General features: G+C 60.2%; 12 protein-coding genes. 11 read left to right on the forward strand and 1 reads right to left on the reverse strand.

The window, feature by feature from the left end:
* Window positions 1–28 precede the first annotated feature (28 nt).
* Window positions 29–889, forward strand: a complete 861-nt coding sequence (locus tag O5O48_RS13040) for a hypothetical protein (RefSeq protein ID WP_228246793.1) — start codon at window positions 29–31, stop codon at window positions 887–889.
* A 22-nt stretch (window positions 890–911) separates the two neighbouring features.
* Here O5O48_RS13040 and O5O48_RS13045 read toward each other — a convergent pair whose 3' ends face one another.
* Window positions 912–1,817: a DUF1853 family protein gene (locus O5O48_RS13045; RefSeq protein WP_228246792.1), complete on the reverse strand. Its 906-nt coding sequence runs from the start codon at window positions 1,815–1,817 to the stop codon at window positions 912–914.
* A 97-nt stretch (window positions 1,818–1,914) separates the two neighbouring features.
* On the opposite strand from O5O48_RS13045, the gene O5O48_RS13050 reads away from it, so the two are divergent.
* From O5O48_RS13050 to O5O48_RS13095, 10 genes are all read left to right on the forward strand, one after another.
* Entirely contained in the window at window positions 1,915–2,799 is an 885-nt protein-coding gene (locus tag O5O48_RS13050; protein ID WP_088274050.1) for an NAD(+) kinase, read from the forward strand.
* Window positions 2,800–2,806: 7 nt separating this feature from the next.
* Window positions 2,807–3,766, forward strand: coding sequence for a metallophosphoesterase (locus O5O48_RS13055; RefSeq protein WP_269687245.1), 960 nt, complete (start codon window positions 2,807–2,809; stop codon window positions 3,764–3,766).
* A gap of 8 nt (window positions 3,767–3,774) precedes the next feature.
* A complete protein-coding gene (locus tag O5O48_RS13060) occupies window positions 3,775–4,611 on the forward strand; it encodes a rhomboid family intramembrane serine protease (RefSeq protein WP_269687246.1) in 837 nt (278 codons plus the stop codon).
* Between the two features lie 43 nt (window positions 4,612–4,654).
* Window positions 4,655–4,921: a YeaC family protein gene (locus O5O48_RS13065; RefSeq protein ID WP_228246789.1), complete on the forward strand. Its 267-nt coding sequence runs from the start codon at window positions 4,655–4,657 to the stop codon at window positions 4,919–4,921.
* Window positions 4,922–4,953: 32 nt separating this feature from the next.
* Complete coding sequence (locus O5O48_RS13070; protein WP_269688701.1) at window positions 4,954–5,760, forward strand: DUF2797 domain-containing protein; 807 nt, start codon at window positions 4,954–4,956, stop codon at window positions 5,758–5,760.
* Window positions 5,761–5,840: 80 nt separating this feature from the next.
* Window positions 5,841–8,495, forward strand: a complete 2,655-nt coding sequence (pepN, locus tag O5O48_RS13075; protein ID WP_269687247.1) for an aminopeptidase N — start codon at window positions 5,841–5,843, stop codon at window positions 8,493–8,495.
* Between the two features lie 261 nt (window positions 8,496–8,756).
* Window positions 8,757–9,884 carry a WD40/YVTN/BNR-like repeat-containing protein gene (locus tag O5O48_RS13080; protein ID WP_228246787.1) on the forward strand — a complete coding sequence of 376 codons (1,128 nt, stop codon included), beginning with the start codon at window positions 8,757–8,759 and terminating at the stop codon, window positions 9,882–9,884.
* A gap of 27 nt (window positions 9,885–9,911) precedes the next feature.
* On the forward strand, window positions 9,912–12,287 hold the full coding sequence (locus tag O5O48_RS13085) for an efflux RND transporter permease subunit (protein ID WP_088274056.1): 2,376 nt from the start codon (window positions 9,912–9,914) through the stop codon (window positions 12,285–12,287).
* A 283-nt stretch (window positions 12,288–12,570) separates the two neighbouring features.
* On the forward strand, window positions 12,571–13,704 hold the full coding sequence (locus tag O5O48_RS13090) for a YCF48-related protein (protein WP_228246786.1): 1,134 nt from the start codon (window positions 12,571–12,573) through the stop codon (window positions 13,702–13,704).
* A 24-nt stretch (window positions 13,705–13,728) separates the two neighbouring features.
* On the forward strand, window positions 13,729–16,083 hold the full coding sequence (locus O5O48_RS13095) for an efflux RND transporter permease subunit (protein ID WP_088274058.1): 2,355 nt from the start codon (window positions 13,729–13,731) through the stop codon (window positions 16,081–16,083).
* Window positions 16,084–16,371: the final 288 nt, after the last annotated feature.

A 16,371-nucleotide genomic window follows, 5' to 3' on the forward strand; every position in this document is an offset into this window, starting at 1 on the left:
TTGATGCTCGGGGCAAGGAGAAAAGGTCATGAATACGCCAACAAAGCCGCTGTTGACCGAGGCGGTCATGTTCTTTTCGGAGCGGGGCATCTGCAAGGAGATGCTGTTCCCCGAGTTCGAGGCATTGCTGGATGGTCTGGTGGCAGCACCCGAGCACGCCGATGAAACCGTGCAGGCGGTGTTTCTGCAGATCAATACCCGGCTGCACGTGCGCGCTGCGGTGTTCTTCAATATCGACTTTGACCTCGATGGCTACGTCAATCGCCTGTGGAACCTGCCGCTGCGGCAAATCGCCGAGCGCGGTGATCGCGGCCCGGATATGGGCGGCGGCCCGATTCGGCTGGTCTGCCTCGGGTTCAACAAGCAGCCGCAGTATCGGGCAATGCTGTGGAAGCCGGGCACGCGCGGCAACAGCAATGATCTGGCGCTGGTCAAGGAAGCTGTTGCCAACAACGCACTGGGTATTCTTGGCGAGGATGAGGAGGCGATTCGCTACATCGCGCCCGAGCGCCTGCACATGGCGGCCGAAGACACCTGGTACGGTGGCGGGCAGGTCAATGATGTGGATGACCTCATCCCGTTGACGTCCACGCGACCTGTGGCACCGAGTGGTGCAGGCGAGCTTCAGCAACTGCGTGAACAGCATGCGCGGGAAGTACGCGACCTGCGCCAGCAGATCGATACGCTGACTACGCGAATCAAGGCCATGGCCATCGAGAAGGATCAGGCACTGGTCGAGCTCAAAGGCATCCACGCTGATCATCTCGAGATTGTTCAGGGCGAGTTGCTGGACATCAAGCAGGAACTGGCGGAGCAGCAGCGGATCAACGCTGCCCTCAAGCGTGAGCTGGGCAAGGTGCAAAATCGGACCGCAAGCGATCACGAATAACCTCCGCAGCGCCAGGGCGGGTTCAGCCGTTCGGCCAGTTATTACCTACACATAGCAGTCGTTCGCTTGCCAGTGGTGGCTGGTCCGCAGTACAGAACATCACGGCGCGGCGCTCTCCTGCGCGCTCGCTTATTCTGCCCATCTGATGTACGTCCAGATCTGCTCCGCTTTCTGGCTCAGGCGGCATCAACCACGCCTTGTGAGCCATGGGTTGCCAGCGATGCGTGGGGGCCAGCGATTTCAACTCATGTTGATGACACCAGTGCAGCGGTGCGGCGGGCGGTTGCTGACCCTCTACCGGAGGTACCTGCCGAAGCAGGTGCTGAAACAGCCCTCCCTGCAGCCAGGCGGCCGAGCAGTCCGGCAGGGGCAGCGCGCGATGGGCCGTCGCCAGTTCCGGTAGCCGCGCCGCCAGCGGCAGCTGGTGTTCACGCAGCCGCTGCAGTTTGCTGGCCAGATTGTCGCGCGGATCCACGCCCCACCAGATGGCAGGATCACTGACAGCACTGTCAGTTGAATGCAGCTCGGGTCTGGCGAGATAAAACTTGATCGCCAGTTCGAGGTGAACCACGGCGCCATCGGCCGCCTCAATGATCAGGTCCAGTTCGCCATAGGTGTGCGCGCCGTCACGCAGGGCCAGATTGTGGGCCAGGATGCGGGTGTCGGGAGCAAGGCTGAGCAGGGCATGCCAGAGGCGTTCGTAATAATTGCCCAGACGACGGTCCGGTGATTCGCCGAGTAACGCGTCGAGCGCAGCAGGGGCCTGGTCCAGGGTCTGCAGGGCGTGCAGCAATTGCTCGGGATCGTCCCGCCATGCGCTGCCTTGCAGCGGGTCGCGCATGGGCAGCAGCCGGTCGTTGAGCAGGGGCGGGCTGAAGGCAATCCAGGCCATGTCGCGGACGCTGGCGTGTGCAAAGACGGGCAGCATGAAACCTCTCGTATTTGCCAGCCCAGGCTGGCTGCGGAATAATCGGCGCTCGTCCGCTCAGTCTCGGGCATCTCTGACACGAACGCAAAGAGGTGGTATGGATCAGTTCCGCAATATCGGTCTCATCGGACGCCTCGGCAGCGGGCGGGTGGTCGATACCCTGAAACGCCTCAAGCGCTTTCTGCTCGATACCGGGCACACGGTGATTCTTGAGGATGCGGTGGCGGATTTGCTTCCCGGCCACCAGCAACAGGTCTGTTCGCGCAAGATGATGGGCGAGATCTGTGATCTGGTAATCGTGGTGGGCGGCGACGGCAGTCTGCTTGGTGCGGCCCGGGCGCTGTGCCGCTACAACATTCCGGTGCTGGGGGTTAACCGTGGCGGCCTCGGCTTTCTGACCGATATTCCGCCGGACGAACTGGAACAGAAGGTTGGCGATGTGCTGGCCGGCCAGTACATGGTCGAGACCCGCTTTCTGCTGGACGCCTTCGTGCGTCGCGGCGAGGAGCAGCTGGGTACCAGCGAGGCGCTGAACGATGTGCTGCTGCATCCGGGCAAGTCGGCGCGGATGATCGAGTTTGAGCTGTATGTGGACGGCCAGTTTGTCTACAGCCAGAAATCCGATGGCCTGATTGTCGCCACCCCGACCGGATCGACCGCCTATGCGCTGTCGGCCGGTGGCCCGATCATGCATCCGAAGCTGGATGCCGTGGTGCTGGTGCCGATGTTCCCGCACACGCTGTCGAGCCGACCGATCGTGGTCGATGGCAACAGCGAACTCAAGATCATTATCTCCAAGCAGAGCGGTATCTATCCGCAGGTCAGCTGTGATGGCCAGGTGCACATCTCCTGTGCGCCCGGTGACAGCATTACCATCCGCAAGAAGCCGCAGAAGCTGCGTCTGCTGCATCCGCTGGATCACAACTTCTACGCGATCTGTCGCAGCAAGCTCGGCTGGTCCAGCCGGCTGACGGATCAGTAGGCTACGGATGGTCGAGAATCAGGGTTACGACATCATTGGCGATGTGCACGGTTGTGCGCATACGCTGGAGCGCCTGCTTGAGCTGATGGGCTATCGGGTGCAGGCCGGCGTCTGGCGCCACCCGCAGCGCAAGGCGCTGTTTCTTGGTGACATTATTGACCGCGGTCCGCGTATTCGCGAGGCATTGCATCTGGTCCATGGCATGGTCGAGGCGGGTGAAGCGCAGTGCATCATGGGCAACCATGAGTTCAATGCCCTGTGCTGGGAAACCCGCGCACCGGCCGGCAGTGGCCGCGAGTATCTGCGTGAGCACAACGAGCGCCACCTGCGTCAGATCGGCGACACCCTGGAGCAGTTTGCAAACTGGCCGCAGGAGTGGCGCGACTTTGTCGGCTGGTTCGGCCAGCTGCCGCTGTTTCTCGATTTTGGTCTGTTCCGTATGGTGCATGCCTGCTGGGACGCCCGGCTGATACAGCCGCTGCGTGAGCAGTATCCGGATGGGCGGGTGGATCGCGAGTTCATCGAAGCCTCGGTGGAGCGGGGCAGCTTTGCCGCCCAGACCTTTGACCGACTGCTGCGTGGCACCGACATGCGCTTGCCGCACGGCATGACCATGACCGGCAAGGACGGCTTTACTCGGGCCTTTTTCCGCACCAAGTTCTGGGAAGAAGCGCCGCTGACCTACGGCGACGTGGTATTTCAACCTGATGCGCTGCCCACCGAGATTGCTGCCAGACCGCTCAGCGAGGATCAGCGCGCCGAGTTGCTGATCTATGGTCCGGAACAGCCGATGCTGTTTGTGGGTCATTACTGGCAGCAGGGGCGGCCGCATCCGATTCGCTCCAATCTGGCCTGCCTGGATTACAGCGCGGTCAAGTACGGCAAGCTGGTGGCCTATCGGTGGGACGGCGAGCGCCATCTGGATCGCGACCACTTTGTCTGGGTCGACGTTCCCAGGCTCGATTGAGGTGTTTCATGCTCAAGGCTTTGACCTGTCAGCTCGATGAGGACCTGTCGCCGCTGGTGCGTTTTCTGCGCAGTCATGGCGTGGTACACCGAGTGGTGGAAGAGGGTGGCATGCAGGTGGTCTGGGTGGTCGACGAAGCTGCCGCCCAGATTGTTCGCGCGGCCTACGCGCAGGGGCCGCAAGCGCTGGCGGACAGCCCGGCGCCGCAGCGCCCGTCCAGCCAGGCAGCGCAGTTCTGGCGCCGGGCACATCGGTTGATACCGGTTACCCTGGCGGTACTGGCGCTTACCGCTGTGGTGGCATTGCTGACCGGCCTTGGCGGCGACGCGCGTGGCATTGTGATGTTTACCTTTACGCCGCTGGAAGACTCCGGCTACCTGGCGGCGCAGCCCGACATGACCCAGTGGTGGCGGTTGATTACACCGATCTTCCTGCACTTCGGTGTCATGCACCTGGCGTTCAATGCACTCTGGTACTGGGAGCTGGGTCGGCGTATCGAGATGCGCTCCGGCGGGCTCTGGCTGCTCGGGCTGACGCTGCTGATCGGTGTGCTGTCCAACACCGCCCAGTGGCTGTGGAGTGGCAGCAGCCTGTTTGGCGGGCTCTCCGGCGTGCTCTATGGCCTGCTGGGCTACTGTTGGGTTTACCAAAAGCTCGCGCCCAACGTGTTTTTTGATCTGCCACGCGGCGTGGTCATCATGATGCTGGCGTGGCTGGTGCTGTGCATGACCGGGCTGATCACGCTGCTGGGCTTTGGTGCCATTGCAAACGCGGCGCATGTCAGCGGCTTTGTTGCCGGGTGCGCCATTGGCGCCGTGGCCGGAACGCTGCAGCGGCTGCGGTGAGCGAGTACAATAGCGGTTTTTCATCATTCCAGCGGGAGGCGCGATGACCACTTTCATCGATATGCTGCGCAACATCACCCCTGATATTTATCAGAGCCTCAAGCTCGCTGTGGAGATCGGCAAGTGGCCGGATGGCCGCAAGCTGACGCAAGAGCAGAAGGAGCTGTGCCTGCAGGCGATGATTGCCTGGGAACAGGACAACCTGCCGGAAGAGGAACGTACCGGTTACATGGGGCCGCAGAGCTGCAAGTCGCAGCAGAAAGAGGTGCCGAACATCCTGTTTTCGACCGGTTCGGAGACCCTGCATTGAGTCTTTTGCAGTTCGAAGGCAACGTCAGCAAGATGATCGGTCTGCTCGATACAGCCGACGCTCCGGTCGATTACAGTCTGCCCATCGGCGAAGAGCGGGTGCCGCTGAACGGCCTGCTGGGCAAGACCATACGGCTGGAGGCCATGGGGCCGATTCACTGCGTGCACTGCGGCCGCAAGACCAAGAAGAGCTTTAATCAGGGTTACTGCTACCCCTGCTTTACCAAGCTGGCGCAGTGCGACAGCTGCATCATGAGCCCGGAAAAGTGCCATTACGACCAGGGTACCTGTCGTGAACCGGCCTGGGGCGAGCAGTTCTGCATGACCGACCATATCGTTTATCTGGCCAACTCCTCGGGCCTGAAGGTGGGGATTACCCGGGCCTCTCAGGTGCCGACCCGCTGGGTCGATCAGGGGGCCAGTCAGGCGTTGCCGATTCTGCGCGTCGCTACCCGCCAGCAATCCGGTCTGGTGGAAGACTTGCTGCGTCAGCAGGTGGCAGACAAGACCAACTGGCGTGCCCTGCTCAAGGGCGACCCCGAGCCGCTGGACCTGTGCGCCGAGCGTGATCGCCTGCTCGATAATGCCGAGGCCGGCATAGCCGAGCTGCAGGCGCGATTCGGGCTGCAGGCCGTGCAGCTATTGCCGCAGGCCGAGGCGCTGGAGATTCGCTACCCGGTTGAGCACTACGTCGCCAAGCCGCAGTCGGCCAACCTGGACAAGGAGCCGGTGCTGGAAGGCACTCTGCTCGGCATCAAGGGGCAGTATCTGCTGCTCGACACCGCAGTCATCAATATTCGCAAGTACACAGCCTATCAGTTGGCCTTCAGCGCCAGTTGAGCCATTTCGGCAGGGCCGCCCTGCAGCGGGGCGGCCGAACATGAATTCAGCGGCCGGTCTGGCCGCAGCGGAGCCTGAACATGCGTACCGAACAACCAAAGACGATATACCTCAAGGATTACAAGGCGCCGGATTACTGGATCGACGAGACCCAGCTGACCTTCGAGTTGTTTGAAGATCATGCATTGGTGCACAGCCGTCTGGCCCTGCGCCTGAATACCGAACGCCATGCCGAGACCGCCTTGCCGCCGCTGGTGCTGGACGGCCAGCAACTGGAGCTGCAAAAGGTGGTACTGGACGAGCAGGAGCTGGGCGAGGGCGCCTACCAGGTCGACAGTGGCAGCCTGACCCTGCAACCGACCCGCGCGCAATTCGAACTGGCCCTGACTACCCGTATCGAGCCGCAGAACAACACTGCGCTGGAAGGGCTGTACAAGTCTGGCAGCATGTTCTGCACCCAGTGCGAGGCCGAAGGCTTCCGCAAGATTACCTACTACCTCGATCGCCCGGATGTGATGAGCCGGTTCACCACCACGGTGATCGCCGAGCGCGAGCGCTATCCGGTGCTGCTGTCGAACGGCAACCCGATTGCCTCGGGCGAGCACGAAGGCGGGCGCCACTGGGTCAGCTGGGAAGACCCGTTCCCGAAGCCGGCTTACCTGTTTGCGCTGGTCGCCGGTGACCTGTGTCTGCTGCAGGACAGCTTCACCACCATGAGCGGGCGTACCATTGACCTGCGCATCTACGTCGAGCCGGAAAACCGCACCCAGTGCGACCACGCGATGGACAGCCTCAAGCGCTCCATGCGCTGGGACGAAGAGGTCTATGGCCGCGAGTACGATCTGGACATCTTCATGATCGTCGCGGTCAACGACTTCAACATGGGCGCGATGGAGAACAAGGGCCTCAATATCTTCAACTCCAGCTGTGTGCTGGCCCACCAGGACACGGCCACTGATATGGCCTTCCAGCGGGTTGAAGCGGTGGTGGCGCACGAGTACTTCCACAACTGGTCGGGCAATCGGGTGACTTGCCGCGACTGGTTCCAGCTGTCGCTCAAGGAGGGGTTTACCGTCTTCCGCGACTCGGAGTTTTCTGCCGACATGAACTCGCGCACGGTCAAGCGCATCGAGGATGTCACCTTCCTGCGGGCCAACCAGTTCGCCGAGGACGCCGGCCCGATGGCGCATCCGGTACGCCCGGACTCCTTTATCGAGATATCCAACTTCTACACCCTGACCGTGTACGAGAAGGGCGCCGAAGTGGTGCGCATGCTGCACACCCTGTTGGGCGAAGAGGGCTTCCGCAAGGGCACCGACCTGTATTTCGAGCGCCACGATGGTCAGGCGGTCACCTGCGACGACTTTATCAAGGCGCTGGAAGACGCCAACGGTGCCGACTTTACCCAGTTCAAGCGCTGGTACAGCCAGGCCGGCACCCCGCGCCTGAATGTGCGCAGCGAGTACGACGCGGCCAGTCGCGAGTATCGCCTGCATTTCAGTCAGGTCTGCCCGCCAACCCCCGGTCAGCCCGAGAAACAACCGCAGGTCATCCCGGTACGCATGGCGCTGCTGGACCGTGACGGCAACGAAATTCCGTTGCAGCTGGAGGGCAAGGCCCTTGGCAACGAAGCAGTGGTGTCGATTACCGAAGCAGAGCAGACCCTGGTGTTCGAGAATGTACCGAACTGCCCGCTGCCGTCGCTGCTGCGCGGCTTCTCCGCGCCGGTCAAGCTCAGCTACCCGTACAGCCGCGATGATCGGGTGTTTCTTGCCAAGCACGACCCGGACGGCTTCAACCGCTGGGAAGCGGCGCAGGGACTGGCGGTTGACGTGCTGCAGGGGCTGGTCGAGATTCATCGTGCCGGTCGTCCGCTGAACCTGGATCAGCGGCTGGTCGAGGTCATGCGCAGCGTGATTGCCGACGCCGAGCTGGATGCTGCCATGGTCGCGGAAATCATCCGTCTGCCCTCCGAAGCCTATCTGATCGAGCTGGCCGAGGTTGCCGACGTGGATGCCATCCACTACACCCGCGAGTGGTTGCGTCGGGCACTGGCCGAGGCACTGCGTGACGAGATGTCGGCGCGTTATCAGATTCTGGCCGCGGCCGGGTCGGGGGCGTTCAGCGCCAAGGCCGATGCCATGGCGGCGCGCAGCCTGAAAAACAGCCTGCTGAGCTATCTGATGCTGACGGGTGAGCAGCAGGTGGTGGGCTGGTGCGTGCGCCAGTTTGTCGAGGCGACCAATATGACTGACCGCCAGGCCGCGCTGGTGGCGCTGGTCAATTCGCCGTTCGAGCAGCAGCGTGAAGCGGCGCTGGCCGAGTTCGCCGAGCGCTGGGCGGAGTACCCTCTGGTCATGGACCAGTGGTTCAGCATTCAGGCTGCAGCCAGCCAGCCCGGCGCGCTGGAGCGCGTGCGCAAGCTTATGGAGCACCCGCTGTTCACCATGCGTAACCCGAACAAGGTGCGTGCGCTGATCGGCGCCTTTGCCAACCAGAACCTGATCAATTTCCATGCGCTGGACGGCAGTGGCTATGCGTTTCTGGCTGACCGGATCATTGAACTGGATCGCAGTAATCCGCAGATTGCCTCGCGGCTGGTAACGCCACTCAGCCGCTGGCGCAAGTTCGAGCCCAAGCGCCAGGAGCTGATGAAGGCGGAGCTGGCGCGCATCATGGCGCAAAGCCCGTTGTCGCCTGATGTCTATGAGGTGGTCAGCAAGTCGCTGGCTTGACCCGGCGAGCCCGCGCCCGTGTTGGGCGCGGGTCTTGAAGTCGGCCTTGATAAATGAGTTACTCAGCACACGCAAGGCCGAAATTTTAATAAAAAATTACCGAGAGGTATTTGTGCAGCGCCTTGCGGGCCTCTAATATGCCTTGTCCGCTGGAGGGATAACTGATTCGGGGGCGCCTGTGTGGGGTGCGGTCCGGGTTGATAATAAAACGTGTTCCCGTAGCGGAGCAGAAGCACCTATAAAAACAAAGAGGGGTGGTGTATGCGTAAGCCGTGCAATTGGCGCGCTCCATTCGTGGCCCGGACAGACCTGAACGCGTCGGGCAACTATCTTAAGAAAGGCTTTTCTCTCAGTGCGTTGACACAGGCCGTGATGCTGTCCGGCATGATGGCACTGGGCGCCGCATCAGCCCATGCCGCTGATGTCGCCGAGGAAAGCGTTCAACCTGCAATCAAGTCGGATCTGGCAGCCCATACCCTGTTGGTCGATGCGGCCGTCGCCGGTGATCGCCTGGTTGCTGTTGGCAGCCGTGGTCATATCGTTTATTCCGATGATCAGGGCAAGACCTGGACACAGGCGAACGTTCCTGTCCGTCAGCTGCTGACAGCCGTCTACTTTGCCGACGACAAGAACGGCTGGGCGGTGGGGCACGATTCGCTGATCCTGCATACCAGTGATGCCGGAGCAAACTGGGAGATGCAATACCGCGATCCCGAGCTGGATCAACCGATTGATCCGGAAGGCCCGAGCTTGCTTGAGCGTCCGCTGATGGATGTCTGGTTCAAGAATGCCAATACCGGTTTTGCAATTGGTGCCTACGGCACCTTCCTGCGTACCGATGATGGCGGCAAAACCTGGGAAGATCGCTCCTACGACATCGATAATCCCGATGGCTTCCATTACAACGCGATCACCGCCGTCAAGGGCGCCGGCCTGATGCTGGCTGGCGAAATGGGCACCCTGTACCGCTCGCCGGACTTCGGTGATACCTGGGAAACCCTGACCGATCTGCCCTATGACGGCTCTTGGTTTGGCGCTTCCGGTACCAGCAGCGACAACGTGGTTCTGGTCTGGGGCCTGCGTGGAAACATGTTCCGCTCCACCGACTTCGGTGACACTTGGGAGCAGGTCGAGCTGCTGACGCCGAACAACGGTCCGCTGGAAGCGACCCTGCTGGGTGGTGGTCTGTCCGGTGACGGCAAGCTGGTGGTCGTCGGTGCTGGCGGCGTTGTGCTGAGCAGTACTGATGGCGGCAACAGCTTTGACGTGATGACCCGTCCTGACCGTATCGCACTGGCTTCTGCCAAGGCGCTGGGTGACGGCGAACTGCTGCTGGTCGGTCAACATGGTGTCGCCACCATGCCGGCAAGCGCCTTGAAAGCTCACTGATAATAATTACAAGCCAGGAGAATCTGGATGTCTTTTGACCAGAGTAACGCACCATTCATGGAGCGGTTGGTATTTAATAACCGCCTTGCCGTGGTGATTATTTTCTCTCTCGTGTCCCTGTTTCTGGGGTATCAGGCGCTGCAGGTGCGACCCGACACCAGCTTTGCCAAGATGATCCCGCTGGAACATCCCTATATCGTCAACATGCTTGAGCACCAGAATGATCTGGCCAACCTCGGCAACTCGATCCGCATTGCGGTCGCCATCGAAGACGGTGATATTTTCAGCACCGAGTACATGGAGACGCTCAAGCAGATCAACGACGAAGTCTTCTTCCTGCCCGGTGTAGACCGTTCGAATCTGCGTTCGCTGTGGACGCCGAACGTGCGCTGGACCGAGGTAACCGAGTACGGTTTCGACGGTGGCCCGGTAACCAACCATCCGTCCTACACCAACGAGGAGGATCTGGAAGAGCTGCGTGCCAATGTCCTGAAATCCGGTGAGATCGGTCGACTGGTCGCGAACAACTTCAAGTCGAGCATCATCGAGGTGCCGCTGCAGGAGTTCTATCCCAATCCGGACAACCAGAGCGAGCTGTTGCGTCTGGATTACAAGCAGTTCTCGCACCTGCTGGAAGAGAAGATTCGTGATCGCTTCCAGTCCGAAAACCCGAACATCAAGATTCACATTGTCGGTTTCGCCAAGAAGGTGGGTGATCTGATCGATGGTCTGATCGGCGTTGTCGGCTTCTTCGGCATTGCGTTCGTCATTACCTTCGTTCTGCTGTACATGTTTACCTGGTGTATTCGCAGTACCGTATCGGTGCTGGTGACTACCGTGATTGCGGTGATCTGGCAGCTGGGTCTGATCAACCTGGTCGGTTTTGGTCTGGACCCGTATTCGATGCTGGTGCCGTTCCTGATCTTCGCCATCGGTATTTCCCACGGGGTGCAGAAGATCAACGGTATTGCCCTGCAGTCCGGTGGGGCGGATAACGCGCTGGTGGCGGCACGTCTGACCTTCCGTCAGCTGTTCCTGCCGGGCATGATCGCGATTCTGGCTGACGCGGTAGGCTTTATTACCCTTTTGGTCATCAAGATCGACGTGATCCACGAACTGGCAATCGGTGCATCCATCGGTGTTGCGGTGATCGTGTTTACCAACCTGATCATGCTGCCGGTCACCATTTCCTATCTGGGCATCAGCAAGAAGGCGGTTGAGCGCTCCAAGCGCGATGCGGTTCGCGAGCATCCGTTCTGGCGCTTCCTGTCCAACGTCGCTCATCCGAATGTGGCGCCCTGGATGGTCATCGTTGCTCTGGTCGCCGGTACTACCTGCTTCGTTTACCAGAAGAACAACATCAAGGTCGGTGACCTGGATGCCGGTGCGCCGGAGCTGCGTCCGGATTCGCGCTACAACAAGGACAACGATTTCATCATCCAGAACTACACCACCAGCTCCGACATTCTGGTTGTCATGGTTGCGACTCCGCCGGAGAAATGCTCTGCCTACGAAACCATGGAAGCGATCGATCAGCTGCAGTGGAAGATGCAGAACCTGGAAGGCGTGCAGTCCGCTGTGTCTCTGGTAACCGTCGCCAAGCAGGTGATCATGGGCTCCAACGAGGGCAACCTGAAGTGGCAGGGGCTGTCGCGTAATCAGGATGTGCTGAACAACGCCATCAGCCGTGCGCCGTCGGGCATGTTCAACGCGGCCTGTTCGCTGGCTCCGGTCATGGTCTTCCTGGATGACCACAAGGCTGACACCCTCAAGCGCGCCACGGCGGCCGTCGAAGAGTTCGCAGCCGAGTACAACACCGATGACATGGAGTTCAAGCTGGCGGCCGGTAACGCCGGTATCGAGGCGGCAACCAACGAGATCATCTCCAGCTCCGAACTGCTGATTCTGGTGCTGGTATACATCTGGGTAGGTGTGATGTGCATGATCACCTTCCGTTCGCTGCCGGCGACCATCTGTATCGTACTGCCGCTGATCCTGACCTCGGTGCTGGGTAACGCGCTGATGGCCTTCCTCGGCATCGGTATGAAGGTGGCAACGCTGCCGGTTATCGCGCTGGGCGTGGGTATCGGTGTGGACTACGGTATCTATATCTACAGCCGTCTGGAGAGCTTCCTGCGTCAAGGCATGCCGCTGCAGGAGGCCTATTACGAGACCCTGCGCTCCACTGGTAAGGCGGTACTGTTTACCGGTCTGTGTCTGGCGATCGGTGTCGCGACCTGGATCTTCTCTGCAATCAAGTTCCAGGCTGACATGGGTCTGATGCTGACCTTTATGTTCCTGGTCAACATGATCGGTGCGATGCTGCTGCTGCCGGCACTGGCGCGCTTCCTGATCAACCCGGAGAAGGTACGGAAGTCCAGCGGTAGCAAGCTGTCGCATTGATAGCTGACTGCTGTAAAGAAACCCGCCAACCGGCGGGTTTTTTTATGTCTCGGCGCCTGCTTTCAATCGCCGGTGCCACGGATTATTCGCCAGCCTGCTCCAATACATCATGTATTCAATAAACTGTGTGACGAAATATTGCAGTGAAAATGCGGCCTTCTGCATTGATAACGTGATTAACAAAAGATAACCGTGAGCCGTTGGCGCCGCCTCCCCGTGCTCGTTACCATGGGCAGTCCCGTTCAATAACGGAAAGATGGATAACAATAAGGGGGAATGGTGTATGCGCGAGCCCACTCGTTGGCGCACTCAAACGACTCAACTGGCCTTTGCCATCGGCCAGCGGGCGCAGTTCCGCAAGCAATCCTTTGCTGCACGTGTGCTCAAGGCCGCTGGCCTGGGCGCTGTACTGATGACCGCATCAATCACACCCGCTCTGGCTGCCGATACCGTTGCTGAAGCACCCAAGCCGGCGATCATGTCTGATCTGGCCAGTCACTCTCTGCTGCTGGATGTCGCGTCTGCCGGCGATCGTCTGGTGGCCGTGGGCAGCCGTGGCCATATTGTCTATTCGGATGATCAGGGGGCAAGCTGGACTCAGGCTGCGTCTCCGGTCCGCCAACTGCTGACGGCGGTGTATTTCGCCGATGCCAATAACGGCTGGGCGGTCGGCCACGATGGCGTGATCCTGCATTCCAGTGATGCCGGTGCCAGCTGGGAGCTGCAGTACCGTGACCCCGCCCTGGATGAAGCGGCCGATCCGGATGGCCCGGGCCTGCTTGAGCGCCCGCTGATGGACGTCTGGTTCCGTGATGCCAACACGGGTTTTGCCTTCGGTGCCTATGGTACTTACCTGCGCACCGATGACGCGGGCAAGACCTGGGAAGACCTGTCTTTCGACATCGATAACCCCGATGGCTTCCACTACAACGCGGTGACCGCCGTTCAAGGCACCGGCCTGTTCCTGGTTGGCGAGATGGGCACCATGTACCGTTCCCCCGACTTTGGTGACAGCTGGGAAACCTTGCAGACGTCGCCCTATGACGGTACCTGGTTCGGTACCGCCGGTACCGGTCTTGAAGGCCAGGTCGTAGTCTGGGGTTTGCGCGGCAACATGTACCGCTCGGCTGATTTCGGCGAAAGCTGGGAGCAGGTCGAGCTGCACACCCCGAACAACGGCCCGCTGGAAGCAACCCTGCTGGGTGGCAACCTGTCTGCTGACGGTTCGCTGTCGGTTGTTGGCGCCGGTGGCGTGGTGGTGACCAGCACCGATCATGGCAAGACCTTCAATGTTGCGGTTCGTCCGGACCGCGTTGCCCTGGCAACAGCCAAGCGCCTGCCAGACGGCGAGCTGGTGCTGGTCGGCCAGCAAGGCGTGGTCAAGGCGGCAGCCAACGGCCTGCCCGAAAACCAATAACAAACAGCTGCCAGGAGAGTCTGGATGTCCAAGCTTCATCAGGAAACGAGCGCTCCCTTTGTGGAACGCTTGATCTTCAACAATCGGATTGTTGTTCTTCTGCTGTTCGCGCTGCTGACCGTGTTCTTCGGTTATCAGGCTGCGCAGGTCAAGCCCGATACCAGCTTCGAGAAGATGATTCCTCTCAAGCATCCCTACATTGCCAACATGATCGCGCACGAGAACGATCTGCCGAACCTCGGCAACTCGATTCGCATCGCTGTCGAGATCAAGGATGGCGACATCTTCAGTACCGAGTACATGGAGACCCTCAAGCGGATCAACGACGAGGTGTTCTTCCTGCCCGGTGTTGACCGCTCCAACCTGCGCTCGCTGTGGACGCCGAACGTGCGCTGGACCGAGGTGACCGAATACGGTTTCGATGGTGGTCCGGTTGCCAATCGTCCGGCCTATCTGAGCGAGGCCGACCTGGAAGAGCTGCGCGAAAACGTGCTCAAGTCCGGTGAAATCGGTCGTCTGGTGGCGAACAACTTCAAGTCCACCATCATCGACATCCCGCTGCAGGAAGCGTATCCCAACCCGGAGAATCAGGGCGAACTGATTCAGCTCGACTACGGCGATTTCTCCCGTCAGCTGGAAGAGAAGATCCGCAGCGAGTTTCAGGGCGAGAACCCGAACATCCAGATTCACATTGTCGGCTTTGCCAAGAAGGTTGGTGACCTGATCGACGGCATCATCAAGGTAGTGATGTTCTTCGGTGCCGCGCTGCTGATCACCTTTGTTCTGCTGATGATGTTCACCCGCTGCCTGAAAAGCTCGATCACCACACTGGTGTGCTCGGTTATCGCGGTGGTCTGGCAGCTTGGCTTGCTGCGTACCCTGGGCTTTGGTCTGGACCCGTACTCGATTCTGGTTCCGTTCCTGGTATTTGCCATCGGTATTTCCCACGGTGTGCAGATCATCAATGGCATGGCGATCGAGTACACCAACGCCGATGACAGCCAGACCGCTGCCCGTCGCGCGTTCCGTGCACTGTACATCCCGGGCATCGTTGCACTGATTTCCGATGCGGTCGGCTTCGTAACCCTGCTGCTGATCGAGATCGAGGTCATCCGTGAGCTGGGTATCGCAGCGTCCGTGGGTGTGGGTGTGATCATCCTGACCAACCTGATGCTGCTGCCGATCCTCATGTCCTACATCGGTATCAGCCGCAAGGCGGTCGAGCGCAACCGCAACATGGCCAACCGTCCGCAAGGCCTGTGGCTCGGTGTTGCCAAGTTTGCTCATCCGACGGTCGCGCCGATTTCGGTCGTGCTGGCCATCATCGCCTTCGGCTTTGGTATCTATCACGGCAAGAACGTGGCCATCGGCGACCTGGATCCGGGTGCTCCGGAGCTGCGTGCCGACTCGCGCTACAACCTGGATAACCAGTTCATCATCGAAAACTATTCCACCAGCTCCGACATTCTGGTGGTCATGGTCAAGACGCCAGACGAGATGTGCTCGGCCTACGAGACCATGGAGGCCATCGATCAGCTGGAATGGCGGATGAACAACCTGGAGGGCGTCCAGTCGGCGGTATCGCTGGTGACGGTAGCCAAACAGGTGATCATGGGTAACAACGAGGGCAACCTGAAGTGGCAAACCCTGTCGCGTAACCAGGACAACCTGAACAACGCCATCAGCCGTGCGCCGTCGGGCATGTTCAACTCGGCCTGCTCGCTGGCTCCGGTCATGATCTTCCTTGACGACCACAAGGCAGACACCCTGAAGCGGGCGACCGCAGAAGTGGAAGCATTCGCTGCCGAGTACAACACCGAGGACATGCAGTTCTTGCTGGCTGCCGGTAACGCCGGTATCGAAGCGGCGACCAACGTCGTGATCGAAGCATCCCAGACCAAGATGCTGCTCACCGTATACGCGGTGGTCATCCTCATGTGTCTGATTACCTTCCGTTCGATCCGCGCGGTGCTGTGTATCATCATCCCGCTGGCCCTGACCTCGGTTCTGGCCAACGCCCTGATGGCATTCCTGGGCATCGGCGTGAAGGTGGCAACGTTGCCGGTAATTGCGCTCGGTGTGGGTATCGGTGTCGACTACGGCATCTATATCTACAGCCGTCTGGAAACCTATCTGCGTCAGGGCCTGCCGCTGCAGGAGGCCTACTATGAAACCCTGAAGACCACGGGTAAGGCCGTGACCTTCACCGGCTTCACCCTGGCCATTGGTGTGGCGACCTGGATTTTCTCCGCGATCAAGTTCCAGGCCGACATGGGTATCCTGCTGACCTTCATGTTCCTGTGGAACATGTTCGGCGCACTCTGGCTGCTGCCGGCACTGGCTCGCTTCCTGATCCGTCCGGAGAAGCTGCGTAGCTGAGTGGTTTGAGCTGCACAAAAAAACCGCCTTCGGGCGGTTTTTTTGTGGGGGGCGGTTCAACGCTGAGTTTCGAGATAAACGCATCTGTTGGAGGTCGTTGCTCAGCGGTCCGGGGAGGGCAGGGGTAATGCTGTAACTGGGAAGAGATAATTCGAGTAGCAGAGCTGTTTGCCGAGTTGCCGCGATCCTCATTTTTCGCCTTTCCTGGCGAGCCAAGGGGGACCGCTTGCCCGGCCCCCCTTAGCAATCCCCCCGGGCACCCGGCTACGCGGCCCTGCGGGTTCGCTG

The sequence above is a fragment of the Halopseudomonas sp. MFKK-1 genome, from assembly GCF_027474385.1.
Lineage (GTDB): Bacteria > Pseudomonadota > Gammaproteobacteria > Pseudomonadales > Pseudomonadaceae > Halopseudomonas > Halopseudomonas aestusnigri.